Here is a 21781-nt window from a genome sequence, read left to right as displayed (position 1 = left end):
GTCCCGCATAAGCGGGTGGGGGAGAGAAACTAATAAATGTCCGAAGTTTCGGGCCTCGGCACGGCTCTCTCCCTCTGCCCTTTCGGGGCACCTCCCTCGCAGAGGGAGGCATAAAAGCCGCATCACACTTTCAGCCCAAACGTATCCGGGTGGGCCGGGTCAAATGGCTCGTTGGCCCACATCAGGGTGATCAGGTCCTCGGTGTCGCTCAGGTTGATGATATTATGGGTATATCCCGGCAGCATCTGCACGGCCGTGGGGGCGTCGCCGCTCACGGTAAATTCCAGCACCTCATCGCTGTCCACACGGCGCTCCTGGATCAGGGCACGGCCCGCCACCACAATGAAAAACTCCCACTTGGTGTTGTGCCAGTGCTGGCCCTTGGTGATGCCGGGTTTCGAGACATTCACGCTGAACTGACCGCAGTTCTCGGTCTTGAGCAGTTCGGTAAAGCTGCCGCGGGCATCCACATTCATTTTTAACGGGAAGGCAACCTTTTCTTTCGGCAGATAGGAAAGGTAGGTGGAGTACAGCTTTTTGGCAAAGCTGCCCGCCGGGATGGCAGGCACTACCAAAGTACGCGGCTGGTCGTGGAATTTTTGCAGCAGGTCCACAATTTCTCCCAGCGTCACTCTATGGGTCACGGGCGCGGCACAGTAGCGGCCCTGGGTGCCGAAAACCGGCGTCATGCCGTCATAATCACAGCGGTGGGGGCGCATTTCCAGCGCGTCCAGCATTTCCTCCACCAGATCATCGATGTACAGCAGCTCCAGCTCGGTGGCGCGGTCGTTCACCGTGATGGGCAGATCATGGGCAGTGTTGTAACAAAATGTCGCTACCGCGCTGTTATAATTCGGGCGGCACCATTTGCCGAACAGGTTCGGGAAGCGGTAGACCAGCACCGGTGCGCCGGTCTCCTGGGCGTAAGTAAAGAACAATTCCTCGCCCGCCAGTTTGCTTTTGCCGTAATCGCTCTGGCCGTAGCGGCCGATGAGCGTTGCCTGGATGCTGCTGGACAGCATGACCGGGCAGGTGTTGCCGTGGCGTTTCAGCATGTCCAGCAGGGTAGAGGCAAAGCCAAAGTTGCCCTGCATGAACTCAGCCTCATTTTTGGGCCGGTTGACGCCCGCCAGGTTAAAAACAAAGTCCGCCTTGGCGCAGTATTCCTCCAGCAGGACCGGGTCAGTATCTATGTCGTATTCGTAGATCTCGTCCACGGTCAGGGCGGGGCGGGTACGGTTTTTGCCGTCCCGCAGGTTTTTCAGGTTCTCGCACAGGTTGCGCCCTACAAAGCCTTTGGCGCCGGTGACAAGAATTTTCATGCCTTGCTTTCCTCTTTCAGCATCTCCTGGATGTACTCGGTGGTCTTGATCTTGGCGATGGTCTCCTCCACGTTCAGGCGGCGGGTGTTGTGGCTGGTGTAGTCCTCGTCGGCCTGGGTGCGCACCTGGCCCTTGACGAAGAACTTATCGTAGTTCAGGTCGCGGTTATCGGCAGCAACACGATAATAATTGCCCATATCCTCGCTGCGCATCCGCTCTTCCTTGGTCATCAGGGTCTCGTACAGCTTCTCGCCGTGGCGGGTGCCAATGATATTCGTGCCGGTGTCGCCAAACAGAGTCTGCACAGCCTTGGCCAGGTCGCCAATGGTGGAAGCGTCCGACTTCTGGATGAACAGGTCGCCGGGGTTGGCATGCTCAAAGGCGAACATAACCAGATCCACGGCTTCGTCCAGGTTCATCAAGAAGCGGGTCATGTTGGGGTCGGTAATGGTGATAGGGTTGCCGGACTTGATCTGCTCGACAAACAGCGGGATGACGCTGCCGCGGCTGCACATAACGTTGCCGTAGCGGGTGCAGCAGATGACCGGGCCGCCGCGCTGGGCGGACACACGGGCGTTGGCGGTGATGACATGCTCCATCATGGCCTTGGAGATGCCCATGGCGTTGATGGGGTAGGCAGCCTTATCGGTGGACAGGCAGACGACGCGCTCGACGCCGGCCTCGATGGCGGCGTGCAGCATGTTGTCGGTACCTTCAATGTTGGTGCGCACGGCCTCCATGGGGAAGAACTCGCAGGAGGGGACTTGTTTCAGCGCAGCAGCGTGGAAAATGAAGTTGACGCCGGGCATGACATCGCGGAGAGACCGCGGGTTGCGCACATCGCCGATGTAGAACTTGACCTTCTCGGCGTAGGCGGGATACTTGGCCTGCAGCTCGTGGCGCATATCGTCCTGCTTCTTCTCATCGCGGGAGAAGATGCGGATCTCACCGATGTCGGTGGTGAGGAAGTGCTTCAGCACGGTATTGCCGAAGCTTCCCGTGCCGCCGGTGATCAAGAGAGTCTTGTCTTTAAAAATTGTGTCTGCCATGATGGCCTCCTTATACGTTAAGCGCCGCTGGGCGCAGGTATCCTTTATAATCTTTATTATTCTACCATAAAATGCCCCATTTGAAAAGAGGGAACCGCCCCTCTTGCAGGATTTGGTATTTGTGTTATACTAACTACAGAACATTTACACCTTTTACTATTATTATAAGGTAAGAAAGGACACCTATCATGCGCGCATATGAACGTCTTTTGAAGTATGTCAAGGTCTGGACGACCTCGGACCCCGAGAGCGGCACCCATCCCAGCACGATGCGTCAGTTTGACCTGGCCCACCAGCTGGTGCAGGAGTTGAAGGACCTGGGCCTGACCGATGCCCATGTGGACGAGCACTGCTACGTCTACGCCACACTGCCCGCCACTCCGGGACAGGAGAGCGCCAAGCCCCTGGGCTTCATCGCCCATATGGACACCACCGATGACGCCAGCGGTGAAAACGTCAACCCGCAGATCCACCCCAACTACGACGGCGGCAAGGTTGTACTGCCTGCCACCGGCACTGTGCTGGACCCCGCCCAGTTCCCGTTCCTGACCGAGATGAAGGGCCAGACTCTCATCACCACCGACGGCTCGACCCTGCTGGGCGCCGACGACAAGGCCGGTGTGTCCGAGATCATGACGATGCTGGAGCGCGTCATCGCCGAGAAGCGCCCCCACGGCAAGCTGTGCATCGGCTTTACCCCCGACGAGGAGATCGGCGAGGGTGCCAGCCTGTTTGATGTCGAGGGCTTCGGCGCCGCCTACGCCTACACCGTCGACGGCGAGGACGCCGGCGAGATCAGCTATGAGAACTTCAACGCCGCCGCGGCTGTTGTGACCGTTCACGGTTTCAGCGTCCACCCCGGCAGCGCCAAGAATACCATGATCAACGCCCAGAATGTGGCCATGGAGTTCCATGCCGCTCTGCCCGCTTTCTCCCGTCCCGAGCACACCGAGGGCCGCGAGGGCTTCTTCCACCTGACCAGCATGGTAGGTGATGTGACCACCGCCAAGCTGGGCTACATCGTGCGTGACCACGATGCCGCCAAGTTCGCCGCCCGCAAGGCCCAGATGGAACATATCGCCGCCTGCCTGAACGAGCGCTACGGCGAGGGCACTGTCGAGCTGGACATCCACGACAGCTACCGCAATATGCTGGAGAAGATCCAGCCCCACTTCCACCTGGTGGAGAATGCCCGCAAGGCCATCCGTGCTGCCGGGCTGGAGCCTATCGAGACGCCGGTACGCGGTGGCACCGACGGCGCGACTCTGAGCTATATGGGCCTGCCCTGCCCGAACCTGGGTACCGGCGGCTTCAACTTCCACGGCCCGTGTGAGTGCATCACCGCCGAGAAGATGGACCAGTGCACCGAGATCCTGCTGAATCTGGTGGATCTGTATAAGTAAGGAACATTAAAAGGCTTCCCTTGAGGGGAGCCTTTTTGCTGTCATCCCCCTTTGTGCAAACCGCACAGGGGGTGGGCGGGGGATTTTTTGTGTAAAAAGTCTATAACATTTCCCGGGAAATTGTGTTATACTATATATGAAATTACATAGTATCGAAACTTTACAAGGAGGTCAATTATGTTTCATCCGGGAGATATTGTCAGTTACGGCACAAATGGCGTGTGCGAGATCACCGAGCAGAAGCGTGTTCGGCTGGCGGGGCAGCCCTGCGACTGCCTGATCTTAAAGCCGGTCTACGACCAAAGCATGACCATCTGCGTCCCCTGCACCAGCCAAGTGCTGTTGGACCGCATGCGCCCGCTGCCCACCAAAGAGGAACTGCTGGCAATGCTCCACGAGCCTGCCCCCGCCCACGAGGCGGACGCCGATGCCCGCAAGGAGCAGTACCGTCAGGCCCTGCAAAGCGGCGACCGCCATCGGCTGCTGCGGATGGTGCGGGACATCCACGCCCAGCACCAGGCCCGCAAGGCCCAGGGCAAGGGGCTTTCAGCCTTTGACGACCGCGCTTTGCGCGAGGCGCAGAACCTGCTGCACAGCGAGTTCGCGTACATTCTGGGCATCGAGCCTAACGCCGTGCCACAGTTCATTGCGGCAGAACTGGGCGACGAATAAGACGAATAAAGAGATTGGCTTTTTTTACAAAAGATGCACCTAGAAATCAGATAAAATTTTAAAATGCACAGCTTAACCGGTCTGCATCCTGTACGGCACAGGATGCAGACCGATTGGCTTTTGGCAGATCTTTCTTGACAAACATTTTTTTGCCATGCTATAGTCAATGCCAGAGCAGGGCGTCCGGCTCTGCAATGCTTTGAAACAAAAGGAGTATGTCCATTGCCATGAAACCTCTTTGCGAGCCGCCGTTCCCCCTTGACCGCATCCGTGAGATGACGGCGCAGATGGGCGGAGACGGCATCATGAAGTAACACGCAGCAAAAGCCCCATGTCCAGCACCTTCACGGTGCAGACATGGGGCTTTTTTTCTCGGCCTTGCGGCTGGTATGCAAGGTGCTGTTTTTACTTCATCTTGCCAACATACACAAGATAGGAATACAGATAGATCCACGCCGAGCCGCCACACACGGCGCACAGCAGCAGGATCAGCGTGACGGTATCGCCCAGCAGGCCGGCCAAAAAGGCCACCGCGATCAGCGTAATGCCCATCACAACAAAGGTGATGCCGCCCATGCGCTGGGTGCGCTGCCAGTTATGCTCATCGTTCAGCGCCCAGGGCGTGCGGCAGCCGAAGGTGTAGTTCTGCTTGATGTTGGGCATAAAGTTGCCCAGGATGATGAACATCAGGCCAATGCCGCCGCATACCAGCAGGCTGACGATATTGCTGCTTTGCGGCAGCATGTTAAACACGGTCAGCTCGGTCAGCCAGGTCATGCCGCACATAAACAGCACAAACAGCGTGATAAAAATGTTCCACACCTTGCCGAACCGCTCAAAATTCTGGTGCTTGGGATCGATGCGGCGCACGACCTCCATAAAAACCAGCATCGCCAGCGGCAACACGCAGAAGATCAGGTTGTTCTGCTTGCTGCTCCAGCCGTTTACCTCGCCGCTGGCGCCCCAGTGGATGGGCACGGTATCCGGCAGGGCAGGGTAGACCGCCAGATGGCCGACGATATTCAGAATACAAACAACCAGCAATATCCAGAACAGAGAGCCCAATTTATTATTTTTCATCATCGGTTCCTCCTTTAACGAAACCACAATCATAAAACCACTTCAGCAATTCCTGAAACACCGTCAGGTTCAGGCTGTAGACAATATTTTGGCCGCTGCGCTCATCACTGACCAAGTCCGCCGCCTTTAAAATGTTCAAATGGTGGCTGACGGAAGGTTTGGTCATATCAAACTGCGCCGCGATCTCCCCGGCTGTCAGCTCGCCCTGGGCCAGCAGCTCTAAAATGCGCCGCCGGGTGGGGTCTGCCAGCGCCTTGAATGCGTCACCCATATTTAAGGGATCTCCTTTCAGTTATTAGATATTTAGATATTTGTCTAACTATCTATCTGCATAATACCACGCCCATTCCTCCTTGTCAATAGGGGAGAGGCAAAAAAATGCCCCCGGCATCCCAAACGGGTGCCAGGGGCAAAACTGCTTTAACAGGCAGGTTTATTTGTACTTAATGTTATCGATGAGGCCCTGCATAACTTCGCTCTGCAGCACGTTCATCTTGATGTAGTTCTCGCCGTAGGAGGAGATGTAGGCGCTGGGGTCGGTGGTGCCGTAGAACTTACCGAAGTCCTGGTTCATCAGGGCGGTATCGCAGACCAAACCCTGCTTCTCAGCGATGGCCTGCATCAGCAGGGCCTGCTCGGTGATGGTGTTCAGGCTGCCCTGGATGTCCTCGAGGTAAGCGTCGATGCTGTCATAGCTGGTGCCGAGCACGCCGCTCTTCAGCAGAGTGGTCATCGTTGTGCCGTAGTTCTTGGCATAGCTGTACACGCGGTACAGCACAACATCGCGGTAGTAGTCCAGCACGCTCTGGGGCAGCTCCTTGGCAAAGCTGACCTTATCGTGCAGGGCGCTGTAGACGGTGCTGGCCTGCTGGTCGTAGAGCATCGTGTTCTTGACGAAGTCGTTCAGCTCATCGATGGTGTTCAGGTTCATCGTTTCACCCAGGTTGCTGGCGACCCAGTCGTCGGTCAGGTCGGGGTTCTTGGACTCCTTGATATAGTTCAGGGTGGTCTTGAAGACAGCTTCCTTGCCGTTCAGATCCTCGTTACCGTAATCCTCGGGGAAGGTGACGGTGACGTCAAAGCTCTCGCCGGGCATGTGGCCGACGATCTGATCCTCGAAGTCGTCAATGTAGCTGTGGCTGCCCAGGGTCAGGTCAGCGCCGTTGCCCTGGGTATTGCCGCCGTCAAACTCCACGCCGTCGACGGAACCAACGTAGTCGATGTTGACAGTATCTCCGTCAACAGCGGCGCGGTCAGTGACTTTCTCGTCGGTGGCGTAGTTGGACAGGACGTTCTGGTCGATGTAGTTGCTGATGTCCTCGTCGGTGACCTGGCCCAGGTCGGCGTCGATGGTGATGTCAGCGTAGTCATCGGGCAGAGTGACGTAATCCAGAGCGGTGACGTCCTTCAGGTAGCCTTTGTCGTCGTAAGCCTGGGAGAAGCTGAAATCAGCCAGGTAGTCGTAAGCGGACTCGTCCACCTCTGCGGTCTCCTCGGTGGCGGAGGACGCAGCGGTTTCCTCGGTAGCAGCGGATTCGGCAGTAGCCTCGCTGGAAGCAGTGCTTCCGCAGCCTGCCAGGGCAGCAGTCATGCCCAGGGCCAGCACAGCGGCCAGGACACGGTTCATGGTAGAAAGTTTCATGGGATTCTCCTGTTTCTTAAAATTGCATACCTTTTTATTATACACGCATTTTGGCAAAAGTACAGTATAAACGATGAAAAAGGTGTGAAATATGGCCAAGACCCGGCCAAATTCAGCCCAAAAGCGCCACCCGCAGCAGGCCCAGCACCAGTAAATGGCCCGGGTAAAAAGCGTAAAAGAACCACTTGTAAAAACCGCGATGCTGCGCCGCCCGCTGGCCGTTATACAGATACAGGATGAAAAAGCCGGAGACCAGAATTGGCATCGCGCAGCCCAAGGTATCCGGCAGGGCGCCCACCGCACCCAAGGTGCGCATGCTGCTCAGCCATGCCATGCCGCCGTACAGCACCGCCGCCACGCCAAAGGCAACGTGTTTGCGCAGGCGGGAGTTTTCGGCCCAGGCAAACAGCAGCGTAAACACCGGGGCCAGCAGTGCCCAATCACAGAAGATGGACGCAAAAATCAACAGTACAATGCAAAACACACGCAAAAAGCCGCTGTGAATCTTTTCCTGCGCGGCCAGCACCAGAAAGCAGAGCAGCAGCGTAAACAGCATGTTAAACTGGAGCATGCCCGCCATGCCGTGCTCGGAGAAGACCAGCTGGTAGGGCAGCTGCGCCAGCACCGCAAATCCAAAAAGCCGCCCGGCGTATTGGGTTTTGGAATGGGTGTAGCCGTAGCCTTCCACGAGGAAATAGCACATGGTCACGGCAGTAAAATAGCCGATGTACAGGCAAAGATTCGTCAGCGGTGCCCCGGCGGGCATAAATACATTGGCGATGTGGTTTACCAGCATCGTCGCCATGGCAAGCATTTTGATGGTATCACGATTCATTGTATTTCACGCTCCTGTAAATTTGCAGCGCCCGCCGCAGTGGGTGACATTTGAAATACGAATGACGGCGTGCGAATATTGCAAAAGCGTGGTATAATATTTACAAGGCTGCAACCCACATTGGCCCCCTCCAGGAGTGGGCTCCCGCGAAGCGGGTGGGGGAGAGAGCATTGGTTTCGTCTGAAGCTTCGGGTCCTGGCGAGGCTCTCTCCCTCCGGCCATTCGGGCCACCTCCCTCCCAGAGGGAGGTTTTTCCGCGGGCGGATCGTGAATCCGCCCCTACGGTAAATACAGCATCTATATAAAAAAGGAGACCACCATGGATAAAACCAAAATTGCCCGCATCAATGCGCTGGCAAAAAAGGCCAAGACCGTTGGCCTGAATGAGCGCGAAACCGCCGAGCGCGATGCCCTGCGCAAGGAATACCTGGCCGAGATGCGTGCCTCGTTCAAGGCGCAGCTGGATTCCACCTACGTGCAGACCGCTGACGGCGCGAAGATCCCTTATGCCGAGTACGCCCGCACCGCCAAAGAGGCCGCCAATGACATCCAGGCTGAGCATGCCGGGCAGGGGAGCGCAAACACCCCGAAAAGTTAAGGCAGCCTTGCACAATTGCACCAAAAATCACTATGGAAATCTGCAAGGCAGTATGCTATAATAAAAGAACGGCAGCGGATCCCGGATGTTCCCGGAGAAGGCTGAAATGCCTAATGGCGATACCTCGGTATTGCCTAGATTACGAATTTTTACGAAAGAGGTAAAAACGTATGCTTACTTCCATCACCGGTATCAACTGGGGCGACGAGGGCAAAGGCCGCATGGTCGACCTGCTCAGCCAGGATTATGACATTGTTGCCCGCTATCAGGGCGGCGACAACGCCGGCCACACCGTTAAGAACGAGCGCGGCAAGTTCGTCCTGAACCTGATCCCCTCCGGCATCCTGCGCCCGGACGTTGTCTGCGTCATGGGCGGCGGCATGGTCATCGACCCGGAGCATCTCGAGAAAGAGATCGCCGCACTGACCGAAAAGGGCGTTGAGATCAGCCCGAAGAACCTGAAGATCTCCGACCGCGCCACCATCACTATGCCCTTCCATGTGGCACAGGATGGCCTGGAGGAGGAGCGCCTGTCCAAGACCGGCGCCCAGTTTGGCTCCACCAAGCGCGGCATCGCCTACAGCTACGGCGATAAATACATGAAGAAGACCCTGCGCATGGGCGACCTGGTCCACATGGACGCAGGCGTCAAGAAGCGCCTCGAGACCATCGTCGATTCCAAGAACCTGACCATGGTTTCCATCTACGGCCAGCAGCCCGTCAGCGTTGAGGAAATGTGGGCCTGGTGCGAGAAGTACTCCAAGCTGTTTGCCCCCTATGTCTGCGATGTCGGCCAGTACCTGGCCGAGGCTGACGAAGCCGGCAAGAAAATCATGTTCGAAGCCCAGCTGGGCGCCCTGCGCGACATCGACTTCGGCATTTATCCCTACACCTCCTCCTCCAACACCGTGTCTGCCTACGCCCCCATCGGCGCCGGCATCCCGGGCCACAAGCTGAACCTCTCCATCGGCATCATGAAGGCCTATTCTTCCTGTGTCGGCGAGGGTCCCTTCACCACCGAGCTGGCCATGACCGAGGAAGAGAAGGACGTCCTGCGTGAGCACGGCCACGAGTACGGCGCCGCCACCGGCCGTCCCCGCCGCGTTGGCCCGTTTGACGCCGTTGCCAGCCGCTACGGCGTACAGTGCCAGGGCTGCGATGAGCTGGCCCTGACCCTGCTGGATGTGCTGGACTACATGGAGGAAGTGCCCATCGTCACCGCTTACCGTCTGACCGATGGCAGCACCACCACCCGGTTCCCCATGGGCAAGACCCTGGACGATGCCCAGCCCGTCGTGGAGAAAGTCCCCGGCTGGCACTGCGACATCACCGGCGTCCGCAAGTTTGAGGACCTGCCGGTGGATGCCCAGAACTATGTCAAGCGCCTGGAAGAACTGGTCGGCTGCAAGATCAAGTACATTTCCGTTGGCCCCGAGCGCGACGCCTGCATTGTGCGGGAGTAAGCAAGGGAGTAGCCTCGCTTCTGTAAGGGCGGATGCTTGCATCCGCCCGCGGGACCGCTTGGCGGGCAAAACGATGCCCGCTAGCCAGCCCAGCTGGCCCGCTCGTGTGGTTTAATGCCCCGCTGGGGCATCAATCGCTGCGCGACCCCGCAATGCGAGCATCGGCCCCTACAATTCCCACCACATTCTAAACCAAACAAGCCACCAAAGGCAGACCCAACGGTCTGCCTTTTTGTGAAATACGGAAAGTGAGTTCCTATGATCCAACTGCTGATTCGCACCTTTATCCGGGATGCAGACAATACCACCAGCCGCACCGTGCGCACAGCCTACGGCAACCTGGCGTGCCTGGTCAGCGTGGTGTGCAACCTGCTGCTGTTTGCGGGTAAAATAGCCGTTGGTACGCTGTTTGGCAGCGTATCCATCACAGCAGACGGTTTGAACAACCTGTCGGACGCCAGCTCCAACATCGTCAGTTTAATTGGCTTCAAGCTGGGTTCCCGCCCCGCGGATTCTGAGCATCCTTACGGCCATGCCCGGTACGAGTATCTGGCCGGGCTGGCGGTCTCGGTGATGATTCTAGTCATCGGCGTGGAGCTGTTCAAGGAAAGCTTCGCCAAAACGCTGGACCCCACGCCGGTCAGTTTCGGCTGGCTGACGGTAGTCGTGCTGGTCACGTCCATCCTCGTCAAGCTGTGGATGAGCCACCTCAACCGCACCATCGGCCGACGCATTGATTCCGACACACTGCTGGCCACCGCCGCCGATGCCCGCAATGACGTTATCACCACCAGTGTGGTTTTAATCGCCGCCGTGCTGACCCAAGTGACCGGCTTTGCCCGGCTGGACGGGCTGATGGGCATTGCTGTATCGCTGTTTATTTTGTACAGCGGCGCGATGCTCGTCAAAGATACCATCGACCCGCTGCTGGGTTCGGCCCCCGACCCGGAACTTGTACGCCACATTGAGGACAAGGCCCTCAGCTACCCCGGCGTGCTGGGCGTGCATGATCTGATGATCCACGACTACGGCCCCGGCAACAGGCTGGTCAGCTTCCACGTGGAGATGGACGCCAATGCCGACGTCATGTACAGCCACGACGTCATCGACCGCATTGAGCGTGACCTGCTGAACCAAGACGACCTTGTAGCCACCATCCACTTTGACCCTGTCATCGCCAGCGACAGCCACGTGGCCGAACTGCGCAGCTTCCTGCAGCAGGAGGTCGCCAGCCTGGACACTCGCGCCAACATCCACGATCTGCGCATCGTGCCCGGGCCGACGCATACCAACGTCATCTTCGACTGCGCCGTCCCCGCCGAATACATCACTGAAAAGCAGCGCCGCGGTGCCAAACTGGCCGCCGCCCTGCGCGCTGCCGTCGAACGGAAATGGCCCGACCATTTCTGCATCATCAAACTGGAACCCGACTATTCCGCCGGGATACACGAAACCAAATAAAAACAACACAGGAACGAGGTATCATCATGGATTACAACAAAGCTGCCCTAGCACTCCACAGCAAATATCCCGGCAAGATTGCCGTGCAGAGCCTTGCCCCCTGCAAAAATCGCGACGCCCTGTCCACCGCCTACACCCCCGGTGTGGCCGAGCCCTGCCGCAAGATCAAGGCCAACCCCGATGACGTATACACCTACACGATGAAAGGCCGCACCGTGGCCGTCGTGACCAACGGCACCGCTGTGCTGGGCCTTGGCAACATCGGGCCCGAGGCTGGCCTGCCGGTCATGGAAGGCAAGTGCGTGCTGTTCAAGGAGTTCGGCGGCGTGGACGCGTTCCCCATCTGCCTGAACGCCAAAACCAAAGAGGAAGTCATTGCGGCTGTCAAGGCCATTGCCCCGACCTTCGGCGGCATCAACCTGGAGGACATCCGCAGCCCCGAGTGCTTCGAGATCGAAGCTGAGCTGGAGCGTGACCTGGACATCCCCGTCTTCCACGATGACCAGCACGGTACCGCCATCATCGTGCTGGCCGGTGTGCTCAACGCCCTGAAAGTGGTGGGCAAACGCATCGAGGATATTAAAATTGTGCAGAACGGCCCCGGCGCGGCCGGTACGGCCATCATCCACATGCTGCAGGTGGCCGGTGCCAAGCACATCATCGCCGTCGACGAGCACGGCATCCTGGTCCCGGGCCGCCCCGCTGGGCTGGAGGGCCACAAGGCTAAACTGGCCGAGGAGACCAACCCCGAGAAGATCAGCGGCAGCCTGGCCGAGGCCATTAAGGGCGCCGATCTGTTCATTGGTACGTCCATTGCAGGTGCGCTGACCCCTGAGCTGGCCGCCACCATGGCCCCGGACGCCATCGTCTTTGCCATGGCCAACCCCACGCCGGAGATCATGCCCGACCTGGCCAAGGCCGCCGGCATCCGCGTCATCGGCACCGGCCGTTCGGACTTCCCGAACCAGGTCAATAACGTGCTGGCGTTCCCCGGCATCTTCAAGGGCGCACTGTCCGTCCGCGCCCGGGACATCAACCCCGCCATGAAGATGGCCGCTGCCCAGGCTATCGCGGGCCTCATCCCCGACGACGAGCTGAACGAGGAGAACATCCTGCCCAAGGCGTTTGACCCCCGCGTGGCCGACGCTGTGGCTGCCGCCGTGGCCCAGGCCGCAAGAGAAAGCGGCGTGGCCCGCGTATGAGCATCATCCGTGAACTGTCCGCCGCCGCCATCACCGATGCGGTGGAGAGGCTGTGCATTGAAGCCAACACCCAGCTGCCCGCCGATGTGAAGGCCGCGCTGGACAAGGCCGAGGCCGCCGAACCGTGGCCGCTGGCGAAAGAAACGCTGGGCCTTTTGCAGAAAAACCTCTGCACAGCGAAAGAAAAAGACCTGCCCATCTGCCAGGACACCGGCATGGCCTGCGTGTTTGTGGAGCTGGGGCATGACGTGCATATCGACGGCGACCTGACCACCGCTGTCAACGAGGGCGTGCGCCGCGGCTACGAGAAAGCCTACCTGCGCAAGTCCATCACCGCTGACCCGCTGCAGCGGGTGAATACGGGGGACAACACCCCGGCGTTCCTCACCGTGCATCTGGTGCCCGGCGACGGCTGCCAGATCACCGTGGCCCCCAAGGGCGCGGGCAGCGAGAACATGAGCCGCCTTACCATGCTCAAGCCCGCCGACGGCGTGCAGGGCGTGAAGGATTTTGTGCTGGACACCGTCAAACAGGCCGGGGCCAACCCCTGCCCACCCATCGTGCTGGGCATCGGCATCGGCGGCAGCTTCGACCACTGCGCCGCACTGGCCAAACATGCGCTGCTGCGCCCGCTGGATGTGCCCAACCCGGACCCGTACTACGCCGCACTGGAAAAAGAACTGCTGGATGCCATCAACGCTACCGGTTTTGGCCCCCAGGGCTTTGGCGGTGCCACCACCTGCCTGGGCGTTTCCATTGAGCAAAAGCCCACCCACGTAGCCTGCCTGCCGGTGGCCGTCAACATCAGCTGCCACGTCACCCGCCGCGCCAGCTGCACACTGTAAGGGGGCGAACCGCATGCAATATGTTTTACAGACACCACTGCAAAAATCAGACCTTGCACCGCTGAAAGCAGGAGACACCGTGCTGCTTTCCGGCGTGGTGTATACCGCCCGCGATGCCGCCCACGCCCGCATGATGGAGTTGCTGGACAAGGGCGAGGAGCTGCCGTTCCCGATTGAGGGTGCTGCCGTTTACTACGTCGGCCCTACGCCGGAGCGTCCAGGCTGTGCTATTGGCGCCGCTGGCCCCACCACCAGCGGCCGCATGGACGCCTACACCCCGCGCCTGCTGGACCTGGGGCTGGCCTGTATGATTGGCAAAGGCAAGCGCAGCGAGGCCGTCAAACAGTCGGTCGTTAAAAATGGGGCCGTCTACCTGGCGGCTATCGGCGGGGCCGGTGCCCTGATGGCAAACAGCGTGCAGAGCTGCGAAATCATCGCCTGGCCGGACCTGGGCTGCGAGGCCGTGCGTAAACTGGTAGTCAAGGACTTCCCGCTGACCGTGCTGCTGGATACCTACGGGGGCGACCTGTACCAAAGCGGTCCCGCCGCCTACCTGGCCAGCCTGACCTGAACGGGGGAGGGGGAGCGCCCATGAGCAAAGCACAACAAACCCGCCTGAAACGCCGTCTGCTGCTCTGCGGGCTGGCAATGGTCGTCTCGGTGGCCGCAGCCATCCTGCTGGTGGTCTCTGCCAACGCCAAGCGCGCCCGGCTGCAGGCCGAAAGCGAAGCTGCTGCCAGCGCTGCCCAGGCGGCTGCCGAGAGTGAAGCCGCCGCCAAAGCTGCCAGCGAGGCCGCTGCGCGGGAGGCTGCCGAAGCCGCTGCCCGTGCCGAGGAAGAGGCCAAACAGAAGCGCGCCAACCAGGTCGCCGCCGCCAGTGAAGCTCACGAAAATACACGTTATGGCGACAAACTTGGCCGCATTTGGGTGGAGGACACCAATGTGGATTGTGACCTCTACCTGGGCGACAGCGAGACACAGTTCAGCCGCGGTGCCGGCTGCCATGCCGAGGACGGTTGTGTGCTGCCCGGCGAGAACGGCACCGTCTTTATCGGTGCCCACACCGGCACCTACTTCGCCGACCTCGGCTCCTGCGAGATCGGCGCGATCATTCACCTGGAGACCACCTGGGGCGATTTTGCCTATAAGATCACCGATATGCAGGTGATTTTGGAGACAGACATCGACAAGGTGCGCTGGGGCGCCGAGGAGCCCAGCTGCATCCTGTACACCTGCTATCCTTTCGGCATCCTGACCCACACCACCCAGCGCTACGCCGTCTACGCCGACCCTGTAGAAACGGATGAATACGGCGTGGTAGCGGATGTGGATACTGGCGCGACCAACGCCAGCAGTGCGGCAGCAAGCAATTCTGTTTCTACCGCAGGCTAAACGCCCCATTGACAAACCCTGCCAAACTTGCTACACTAATAGTCGTTACGCGGCTATGGCGGAATTGGCAGACGCGCTGGTTTTAGGGTCCAGTGTCCAAGACGTGCAGGTTCAAGTCCTGTTAGCCGCACCATATAATTTGACGTCAGAACGTATGTTTTGACGTCTTTTTTTATTGTTTGACCATACAGCCTACTGCATTCTTTTTTATAAAAAACGCGCCCGTACGATGTTTTTCAGCATCGTACGGGCGCGTTTGACATTGTATCATGGTTTACGCTTCCGCTTTAAGTGTATCTCCGGGATGGCTACACCATCGTAGGTGATGGGTTCCTCGGCGGGCTTCGTTTCTTCCGTCGGGGCGGGGGTGTTCTTGTGGGTGCGGCCGGTGTGGATCTCCGGCACAACAAGTTTCTCCTGCTCCACACAGTAGCGGCGCTGCCGGACCTTGTCGGTTCATTTTTTCCAGAACATGACAGGGCCTGCATGTTGACCATGGCGTTGGGGGTGGCACCCCTGCCAAAACCACATATACCGCTGGATAGCACCGCAGCGTCGTAGTCCCGGCCTATAATATTAAACACGGCATAGCGTGCAAATACAAACATCAGCACTGTCTGGCCAGCCAGCAGCAGCGACGGAGCCAGCTCGGCCAGCGGCCACAGCTTCAGGGTGATCATCACAATGCCTTGAAACAGTGACAGGCTGATGCCGCCGATGTCGTTGATCTCGCCCATATGGGTGACGAATGTATAAATAATCCGCCTCCGCGCCGCACAGACTAAGCGGGAAGGGGGGCACTGACCGTGAATTCTCGGAAATTTTGTCGGCAGCGCTTTGGCGCGGCGGGGCTGGCGGCGCTGCTGTTGGCAATTGTGCTGCTGCTTTGCCAGGCGCATCCGGCTTTCCAGATCGAGCCAGCCGCCGCCGCAGGCCCCCGCAGCGTGGCGGTCTGCGGCACGCCTTTTGGGGTAAAAATGTTCTCCGACGGTGCGCTGGTGGTGGCTTTTGCGGATCGGTATTCCGCGTCTGGCCGGGAAAATCCCGCCAAAGAAGCCGGCCTGCGGCTGGGAGACCTCATCATCTCGGCAGCGGGCCACCCCGTGCACAGCAACGACGACTTATCCGCCGCTCTGCAGACAGGGCAGGGGAGCGCGGTCACGATCCTCTACCGCCGCGGCGGGCATGAGTACACGGCCCAGCTCACCCCCTGGGCGGATGCCTCGGGGGTGTACAAAGCCGGGCTGTGGGTGCGGGATTCCAGCGCCGGGATCGGTACACTGACTTTTGTGGATCCGGTGGCGGGCACCTTTGCGGGGCTGGGACACCCGATCTCCGATGTGGACACCGGGGCGGATTTTACGCTGCTCTCCGGCGAGATCGTGCCGGTCACTGTCACCGGTGTGCGCAGCGCCTCACCCGGCACAGCCGGGGAACTGCGCGGGGAATTTTTATCGGACATTCTCGGCATCGTGACGGGCAACGATGCCACCGGCCTGTATGGCCGCTGGACCGCCCAGGCACAAAATATCGGGACGATGCTGCCCATCGCCGCGCCGGGCGAGGTACACACCGGCGATGCCGAGCTGTGGACGACCCTCTCGGGCCGCACCGCCCAACATTACACCGTACGCATTGAGCGGGTGGGCAGCGGCGGGCAGGATGCCAATCGCGACCTGACCCTGCGCATCACCGACCCGGCCCTGCTTTCCGCCACCGGCGGTATCGTGCAGGGGATGAGCGGTTCGCCGCTGGTGCAAGACGGAAAACTGGTGGGCGCTGTTACCCATGTGCTGGTGGGCACACCCGCAAAAGGATACGGAATTTTTGCTGATACGATGTTAAAAATGGCAGAAACGTATAATCAGTGATCTTACACTTCCTCAAACGCCTTCAGCCAATCCACCTCTTTATCCCGCACCGGTGCGCCCAGGGGATCCTGGCCGCGGCGGGCGCGGAACTCGCCCAGCACGGCGGCGGGCATCAGCAAAGCTTTCTCGATCTCGGTCTGGAACACCAGTTTGGGGTTCTTGATCCGGGGATTTTTCATCAGCTCTTTCCAGTAGGTGTCGTAGTCCATTGTCACGGCCAGCGCCTCAAACAGCGGTGAAAGGTCGCCGTAACGGGCGATAACCCGGTTCAGCGAGCCGACAAACTGCATGTTGGCCTTGCCCTCGATCATGCCGTCGTCCTTGCCTTTGACGTTGCGGCGGCAGAAATAGGCGGTCATCTGCACGATGTCCTCCAGCGCTTCCTGCTGGCCGCCGGAAAGGCGGCCTTTCAGGTTCTCGTAATCGCTGAATTTTTCCAGCGCGGCGATCATCGCCTTTTTGGTGGCGGCGTCCTCAGACGTCAGCTGGGCGGGAGCAGCATCGGGCTCGGCCTCAACGAAATCCGCCTCCAGCAGGTCGGGCACCGGCGGAGCCTGGTTCTCGGTCGGCTCGGCGTCCTCATCCCGCAGTTCTTCGACCCCGATGCCCGCCACGTATAGGCGGTAATCTTCTAGGTCGTTCATGATGGACTTGTACAGGTAGGGCATGGGGGCACGCTTGGTGCGGGCCGTGGGAATGACCTTGGCCGCGTAACGGCTGGCCACGCCCTCAAACCAGCGGCGCAGGCCCTTGCAGTTGTCGATGACATTGTTCACGGTCTGGAAAAACACCGCGTTGCCGCCGTCGATCATCTTGTCGCTGGGGGCGCCGGCCATCCGCACCATCGCGTCGATAATGACATGTACGGCGTCCAGCTCCTCGGGGGCCAGCACCAGGGCCAGCTTATCCAGCTCGGCCTTCACGCCCAGCTCCTGGGCCATCAGGTCAGGTGTAGCTCCGTAGGAGTAGGGGATGGTCGTCTCGGGCACCGAGACATAGTCCAGTGTCAGAATGTTCGGATCATTGTCCAAAGTGCCTGTCTCTGCCACTTCCAGGGCGGTCGTCTTTTTGCGCAGACGCTTGCTGCGCAGTTTGGTGATCTCGTTTAGTTTCTGATCGGCCACCTGCTTATCCACTGGCTCGATGGTGACCGAGATGGCGATGACGCGCTGACGGTCTTTTTCGTATACGGCATAGTCGAAGAGGATGTCGGTCTTGCCGTTGATCTCACTTTTGGCTTTGTCCAGCACGGTGCGGCGCACGTGGGCCCAGTTGGACGCGTTGCAGTCCACCTGCTTTTTCAGCGTCTCAATGCTCCACACCAGCGGCTCGCCTTTTTTCTTCTTTTCGAGGTAGAGGTTCTGGTAGCTCTTGCACAGCTCGTAGATCTTGATGCTGTACTGGCTCTTCATCGGCAATGTGTAGGTGATGTTCATTGTCGTGTAGAACTCTTTGAGCTGGATCAGGTGGGGTTTTAAGGATTGGTCCAGCGTCAGCACGATCTTGCCGGTGCCCTCATCGATGGTGGCGCTGCTCAACCAGCGGAACATCGTGATTTTTTGCGTACCGGCCAACCGGATCCACTGCACCTTGGCGTTGGCGATATCCTCGATGTTTTTCTTGACCTGTTTGTACATCGAGCCATTGTGCGGGTCCACACCGCAAAGTTTCAGGAATTCGTAAATCGACATCTCGTACCGCGGCAGCTCGGTATCCGACGGCTTGATCATAGCGAAAATGTGCAGCATCAGCTTTTGTTGGCTCAGCGTCAGGCTGTACATGGCATTCTGGATCAGGTCGTTGGATTTGCGCACAATGGTCTGGTTGCCCCGGGCGCTGTAGGTAGCGACCGGGGTCAGAACCTCGTCATTGGTCCGTGGGGCGTTTGGCTGTTTTTTGGATGCCATAGTGTTACCTCTATTTTTCCCGCAGCTATGTTTGGCTGTGCCAAAATGGGTGTTTTGGCGCACAGTCTACAACGGTAATGCTAATAATAGCAGATTGTGCTTCATTCGTCAATTATTGTAATAGTCAGCACATTTTGATTTTTCCGCAAAAATCCTGTATCCGTCGGTCTTATCTCTTTATGCTTTTAGTTTTTTTATTTAGATATAAGGTAAAGCTGTGCTGCCGATAACAACCGAAATGTGCGCGGAATAACAAGTGCATTGTGCTGAGAGTAACTACAGATCTGTGCCCGGAACAACAATATGCGGGGAATAACAACCCTACTAGGACACAAAATGGGGGCTATGCGGCAAAATGTGCGCGGAATAACAATCACTCGGGGCGGCGAAAGATTTTGCGGAGGGCAGACAGGCAATTTGGAATTGTGCCGCGGATAACAACAGGGGACCACGGTTGTTATCCACAGCATAAATTGCCGCAAAAAATATTTTTGCTGTGCGATAGTGGGCGGAGAAAATTGGAAAGGATTTTTAAGATTTTGGAAATGTGCGCTGGATAACAACGGGGAGGATGAGAATTTTTTTGAGGGGGACGCGGAGAGGATTTTGCCGGCCAAGTTGTATTTGCCTGGGCTGTTGGCGGATACGCAATTTGGAAACCGAATGAAAAACGCTGTACATAGAATTGTGCTGTGGATAACAACCCAGCATTTTCTTTGTCTGCTGTGGTGGATACGCGGGGAAAGCGGCGGTAAACCGAAAAAATGTGCAAACAATAACAACTGCTGATAGAAAACAAAAAATCAGCGGTATTGCGATAAATACGGGCACATCGGCAATGAGAAAATGTGCGCTGAATAACAATCCTGCGTGCAAATCCCGGAAAACAGCCTGCGGGCATGCCCCGCTTTAAAATGTGCAGCGAATAACAACCCCAGCCAACGGGACCGCCGCAGCCTGTTGCACACCCAATTGTGTTGTCAATAACAACCCTGTGTGGAAAAGGCTGCCCTGGGAATTGTGCCGCCAATAACAACAGTTGCCTTTCGCCTTGGGAGCTGCTGACTGCAGGAAAATGTGCGGACGATTCCAACGGGCACACAGCCCCAAAGCCCGGGCCAGACCCACCCCTCAAAAAGGAAAATGTGCGCTGAATAACAACCCAGCCGGGGTATATGCCTAAACCCCGCCCCGCCGAATTGTGCCGCGAATAACAATACCCGCCTGGGCCGCCCACCAGTCGTTTGAATTTGAAAGTGACCCGCAAGCGAAATCATAAGAAACCATAAATTGTGCCGCCGATAACAACCTCAAAATCTCTCAATCGGCCATGCCCTCACCGGTAAACTGTGCCGTGAATAACAATAGTAAGCAAAAGCCAGGCCAGTTGTTATCGGCCGCACAATTTATATTTTTTTTGCGGGAACCACAGGTAAATTACAGGCAGAAAAATTTTTTATAAGATAGTAACCCGCCAACTACCCCCACAAAACTGCCCTATAATTTTTTCGCGGGTACTTTTCTGCACCGCAGTCTGGGCCGCGCCCACCGCAAATTATGCCGTGGATAACAACCATTCCTGCAAAATGTGCTGCCGATAACAACACGCCCCTATCATATAAAGGTAGAAATACGCATCGGCGCAGCGGAAAGCGGGAAAATGCCGGGACCATAAAATTTCCAGCAAGAAAACCGCCTAACATGGCAAATTGGAAAAACTGGAAAATTGCTGGGAGCAAATAACAGGGACGAAAAATGTCTGTATTTTTAGAAAATGACGGCAAATCTAAGGAAAATGACGAATTGTGTCGAACGAAAATAGCGGGAATCGCTGAAAAAAATGGAAAAACCTCTTGCGATGAATGGAAAAATATGGTAAAATTTCCACAGTAAAGAGAACGACGGGCAAACACCACAGCGTGCGGCACCTGTTCATTGTATGGAGGAAAGTTGACGATGGATAAGATCAAGTTTGTTATGACCAATACTAGCGACATCGTGACGGAAGTCTGCCGCGAAGCGCTGGAAGCCAAAGGCGTGACCGTGATGGTGTGCGACAAAAACGGCACCGCCGCCCTGGAGACCCTGCTGGCCGTCCACCCCCAGGCCTGCCTGCTGGACGCCTTCATGCCGGATCTGGACGCCATCACCGTCAAGCAGCGCTACGAGGAAAAGAACAGCAGCGGCGTACATACCACCTTCTTTGTCACCGGCGCGTTCCAGAGCGAAGAAGTCGAGCAGGACCTCTTAGATAACGGCTTCTCGTTCTTTTTCGTGAAGCCGTTCGATGAAAACGTGCTGGTCAGCCGGGTACTGCGTGCCGCCGGCGGTGCCAGCCGCCCGCAGCCGGTCTCGCTGGATTCCGATGAGCTTACCGTCACCGAGATCCTGCACCAGATCGGCGTGCCGGCCCACATCAAGGGCTACCAGTTCCTGCGGGATGCCATCCTGCTTACCACCGCCGACCACGAGTACATCAACGCCGTGACCAAGCGTCTCTACCCTGAAATCGCCAAGCGCAACGGTACCACGGCCAGCCGCGTCGAACGTGCTATCCGCCATGCCATCGAGGTCGCCTGGGACCGCGGCGATGTGGACACTCTGAACAGCTACTTCGGCTACACCATCCACAACCTCCGCGGCAAACCCACGAATAGTGAGTTCATCGCGATGATCGCCGACAAGATCCGCCTGGACAAAAAGCGGAGAGCATAAGGCCGCATAAACCCCGCCACTATCCGCAAAACCGGCATTTTGTGGCGGACGCTGCAAACCGATAAACTCGCGGATTCATCGCTATAAAAAATGTGAAATTATGAAATAGGCCTATAAATAATTTGTGTTTACACCGATAAACTTCCTGTATTCATTGGGTCCTGGACCGCGATGATACAGGAGGTTTTATTTTTTATGGTTCAATACGATGTTGAGGCTTTTATGGCCGCTTGTGAGCGCAAAGGCCTGGCCGCAAAAACGATGGGCAGCTATGAGCAGACGCTGCGGCTGTTTGGGCAGCTCCTACAATAGACGGTACATTGG

At 57.8% G+C, this 21781-nt stretch carries 19 protein-coding genes, 1 tRNA gene and 3 pseudogenes; 14 read left to right on the top strand and 9 right to left on the bottom strand.

The annotated features are described in order from the left end of the window. Positions 1-122: 122 nt before the first annotated feature. Together OGM81_14615 and OGM81_14610 are read right to left on the bottom strand one after the other, a co-directional pair. The gene (locus OGM81_14615; GenBank protein ID UYJ43519.1) at positions 123-1322 is read right to left on the bottom strand and encodes a capsular polysaccharide biosynthesis protein CapF; all 1200 of its coding nucleotides are present in this window, start codon (positions 1320-1322) and stop codon (positions 123-125) included. After that, the gene (locus OGM81_14610) at positions 1319-2359 is read right to left on the bottom strand and encodes a polysaccharide biosynthesis protein (protein ID UYJ45019.1); all 1041 of its coding nucleotides are present in this window, start codon (positions 2357-2359) and stop codon (positions 1319-1321) included. Before OGM81_14610 ends, OGM81_14615 begins: the two co-directional genes overlap by 4 nt. Positions 2360-2559: 200 nt before the next feature. Here OGM81_14610 and pepT point away from each other — a divergent pair, with 200 nt between their 5' ends. The 3 genes and pseudogenes from pepT to OGM81_14595 all read left to right on the top strand — a co-directional run bounded on the left by pepT (position 2560) and on the right by OGM81_14595 (position 4760). Next, on the top strand, positions 2560-3774 hold the full coding sequence (pepT, locus tag OGM81_14605) for a peptidase T (protein ID UYJ43518.1): 1215 nt from the start codon (positions 2560-2562) through the stop codon (positions 3772-3774). Between the two features lie 177 nt (positions 3775-3951). After that, on the top strand, positions 3952-4446 hold the full coding sequence (locus OGM81_14600; protein ID UYJ43517.1) for a CarD family transcriptional regulator: 495 nt from the start codon (positions 3952-3954) through the stop codon (positions 4444-4446). 209 nt (positions 4447-4655) lie between these two features. Continuing rightward, positions 4656-4760: pseudogene (locus OGM81_14595) on the top strand (RNHCP domain-containing protein). A gap of 91 nt (positions 4761-4851) precedes the next feature. On the opposite strand, the gene OGM81_14590 reads toward OGM81_14595, so the two are convergent. The 4 genes from OGM81_14590 to OGM81_14575 all read right to left on the bottom strand — a co-directional run bounded on the left by OGM81_14590 (position 4852) and on the right by OGM81_14575 (position 8003). Further along, complete coding sequence (locus tag OGM81_14590; GenBank protein ID UYJ43516.1) at positions 4852-5529, bottom strand: SdpI family protein; 678 nt, start codon at positions 5527-5529, stop codon at positions 4852-4854. Then, complete coding sequence (locus OGM81_14585) at positions 5516-5797, bottom strand: autorepressor SdpR family transcription factor (GenBank protein UYJ43515.1); 282 nt, start codon at positions 5795-5797, stop codon at positions 5516-5518. Before OGM81_14585 ends, OGM81_14590 begins: the two co-directional genes overlap by 14 nt. Before the next feature lie 162 nt (positions 5798-5959). Then, positions 5960-7168, bottom strand: a complete 1209-nt coding sequence (locus OGM81_14580) for an FKBP-type peptidyl-prolyl cis-trans isomerase (GenBank protein UYJ43514.1) — start codon at positions 7166-7168, stop codon at positions 5960-5962. A 112-nt stretch (positions 7169-7280) separates the two neighbouring features. Then, a complete protein-coding gene (locus OGM81_14575; GenBank protein ID UYJ43513.1) occupies positions 7281-8003 on the bottom strand; it encodes a conjugal transfer protein TraX in 723 nt (240 codons plus the stop codon). Between the two features lie 319 nt (positions 8004-8322). Here OGM81_14575 and OGM81_14570 point away from each other — a divergent pair. From OGM81_14570 to OGM81_14535, 8 genes and pseudogenes are all read left to right on the top strand, one after another. After that, positions 8323-8496: pseudogene (locus OGM81_14570) on the top strand (DUF896 domain-containing protein). A gap of 275 nt (positions 8497-8771) precedes the next feature. Further along, a complete protein-coding gene (locus tag OGM81_14565; GenBank protein ID UYJ43512.1) occupies positions 8772-10064 on the top strand; it encodes an adenylosuccinate synthase in 1293 nt (430 codons plus the stop codon). 258 nt (positions 10065-10322) lie between these two features. Beyond that, a complete protein-coding gene (locus OGM81_14560; GenBank protein UYJ43511.1) occupies positions 10323-11525 on the top strand; it encodes a cation diffusion facilitator family transporter in 1203 nt (400 codons plus the stop codon). Positions 11526-11551: 26 nt separating this feature from the next. After that, the gene (locus OGM81_14555; GenBank protein ID UYJ43510.1) at positions 11552-12727 is read left to right on the top strand and encodes an NAD-dependent malic enzyme; all 1176 of its coding nucleotides are present in this window, start codon (positions 11552-11554) and stop codon (positions 12725-12727) included. A gap of 5 nt (positions 12728-12732) precedes the next feature. Further along, entirely contained in the window at positions 12733-13572 is an 840-nt protein-coding gene (locus OGM81_14550) for a fumarate hydratase (protein ID UYJ45018.1), read from the top strand. 13 nt (positions 13573-13585) lie between these two features. Beyond that, positions 13586-14143: a Fe-S-containing hydro-lyase gene (locus tag OGM81_14545; GenBank protein ID UYJ43509.1), complete on the top strand. Its 558-nt coding sequence runs from the start codon at positions 13586-13588 to the stop codon at positions 14141-14143. 20 nt (positions 14144-14163) lie between these two features. Continuing rightward, on the top strand, positions 14164-14964 hold the full coding sequence (locus OGM81_14540) for a class D sortase (protein UYJ43508.1): 801 nt from the start codon (positions 14164-14166) through the stop codon (positions 14962-14964). 49 nt (positions 14965-15013) lie between these two features. Then, a tRNA-Leu gene (locus tag OGM81_14535) sits at positions 15014-15097 on the top strand. Positions 15098-15231: 134 nt separating this feature from the next. Here OGM81_14535 and OGM81_14530 read toward each other — a convergent pair. Together OGM81_14530 and OGM81_14525 are read right to left on the bottom strand one after the other, a co-directional pair. Next, positions 15232-15369: a hypothetical protein gene (locus tag OGM81_14530; GenBank protein UYJ45022.1), complete on the bottom strand. Its 138-nt coding sequence runs from the start codon at positions 15367-15369 to the stop codon at positions 15232-15234. Positions 15370-15443: 74 nt separating this feature from the next. Continuing rightward, positions 15444-15704 (bottom strand): annotated as a pseudogene (locus OGM81_14525) (sodium/glutamate symporter). Positions 15705-15770: 66 nt separating this feature from the next. Here OGM81_14525 and OGM81_14520 point away from each other — a divergent pair. Next, complete coding sequence (locus OGM81_14520; GenBank protein ID UYJ43507.1) at positions 15771-16835, top strand: PDZ domain-containing protein; 1065 nt, start codon at positions 15771-15773, stop codon at positions 16833-16835. A 2-nt stretch (positions 16836-16837) separates the two neighbouring features. Here the strand turns inward: OGM81_14520 and OGM81_14515 are convergent, their stop codons facing one another. Beyond that, positions 16838-18742 (bottom strand): replication initiation protein, encoded by a 1905-nt coding sequence (locus tag OGM81_14515; protein ID UYJ43506.1) that lies wholly within the window; start codon positions 18740-18742, stop codon positions 16838-16840. A 1755-nt stretch (positions 18743-20497) separates the two neighbouring features. Here OGM81_14515 and OGM81_14510 point away from each other — a divergent pair. Both OGM81_14510 and spo0A read left to right on the top strand, forming a co-directional pair. Next, positions 20498-20635, top strand: coding sequence for a hypothetical protein (locus OGM81_14510; protein ID UYJ43505.1), 138 nt, complete (start codon positions 20498-20500; stop codon positions 20633-20635). A gap of 63 nt (positions 20636-20698) precedes the next feature. Next, entirely contained in the window at positions 20699-21457 is a 759-nt protein-coding gene (gene spo0A / locus OGM81_14505; GenBank protein ID UYJ43504.1) for a sporulation transcription factor Spo0A, read from the top strand. Positions 21458-21781 lie beyond the last annotated feature (324 nt).

The organism is Oscillospiraceae bacterium, from assembly GCA_025758045.1.
Lineage (GTDB): Bacteria > Bacillota > Clostridia > Oscillospirales > Ruminococcaceae > Gemmiger.
The sequence above is the reverse complement of the archived record's forward strand: the minus strand, read 5'-3'. Positions and strand labels throughout refer to the sequence as shown.

What these genes read in the sequence shown, in the direction of transcription:
- OGM81_14615 (UYJ43519.1), bottom strand. Translation starts at nt 1,322, where the DNA reads ATGAAAATTCTTGTCACCGGCGCCAAAGGCTTTGTAGGGCGCAACCTG.
- pepT (UYJ43518.1), top strand. Translation starts at nt 2,560, where the DNA reads ATGCGCGCATATGAACGTCTTTTGAAGTATGTCAAGGTCTGGACGACC.
- OGM81_14600 (UYJ43517.1), top strand. Translation starts at nt 3,952, where the DNA reads ATGTTTCATCCGGGAGATATTGTCAGTTACGGCACAAATGGCGTGTGC.
- OGM81_14590 (UYJ43516.1), bottom strand. Translation starts at nt 5,529, where the DNA reads ATGATGAAAAATAATAAATTGGGCTCTCTGTTCTGGATATTGCTGGTT.
- OGM81_14585 (UYJ43515.1), bottom strand. Translation starts at nt 5,797, where the DNA reads ATGGGTGACGCATTCAAGGCGCTGGCAGACCCCACCCGGCGGCGCATT.
- OGM81_14580 (UYJ43514.1), bottom strand. Translation starts at nt 7,168, where the DNA reads ATGAAACTTTCTACCATGAACCGTGTCCTGGCCGCTGTGCTGGCCCTG.
- OGM81_14575 (UYJ43513.1), bottom strand. Translation starts at nt 8,003, where the DNA reads ATGAATCGTGATACCATCAAAATGCTTGCCATGGCGACGATGCTGGTA.
- OGM81_14565 (UYJ43512.1), top strand. Translation starts at nt 8,772, where the DNA reads ATGCTTACTTCCATCACCGGTATCAACTGGGGCGACGAGGGCAAAGGC.
- OGM81_14560 (UYJ43511.1), top strand. Translation starts at nt 10,323, where the DNA reads ATGATCCAACTGCTGATTCGCACCTTTATCCGGGATGCAGACAATACC.
- OGM81_14555 (UYJ43510.1), top strand. Translation starts at nt 11,552, where the DNA reads ATGGATTACAACAAAGCTGCCCTAGCACTCCACAGCAAATATCCCGGC.
- OGM81_14545 (UYJ43509.1), top strand. Translation starts at nt 13,586, where the DNA reads ATGCAATATGTTTTACAGACACCACTGCAAAAATCAGACCTTGCACCG.
- OGM81_14540 (UYJ43508.1), top strand. Translation starts at nt 14,164, where the DNA reads ATGAGCAAAGCACAACAAACCCGCCTGAAACGCCGTCTGCTGCTCTGC.
- OGM81_14515 (UYJ43506.1), bottom strand. Translation starts at nt 18,742, where the DNA reads ATGGCATCCAAAAAACAGCCAAACGCCCCACGGACCAATGACGAGGTT.
- OGM81_14510 (UYJ43505.1), top strand. Translation starts at nt 20,498, where the DNA reads ATGTCTGTATTTTTAGAAAATGACGGCAAATCTAAGGAAAATGACGAA.
- spo0A (UYJ43504.1), top strand. Translation starts at nt 20,699, where the DNA reads ATGGATAAGATCAAGTTTGTTATGACCAATACTAGCGACATCGTGACG.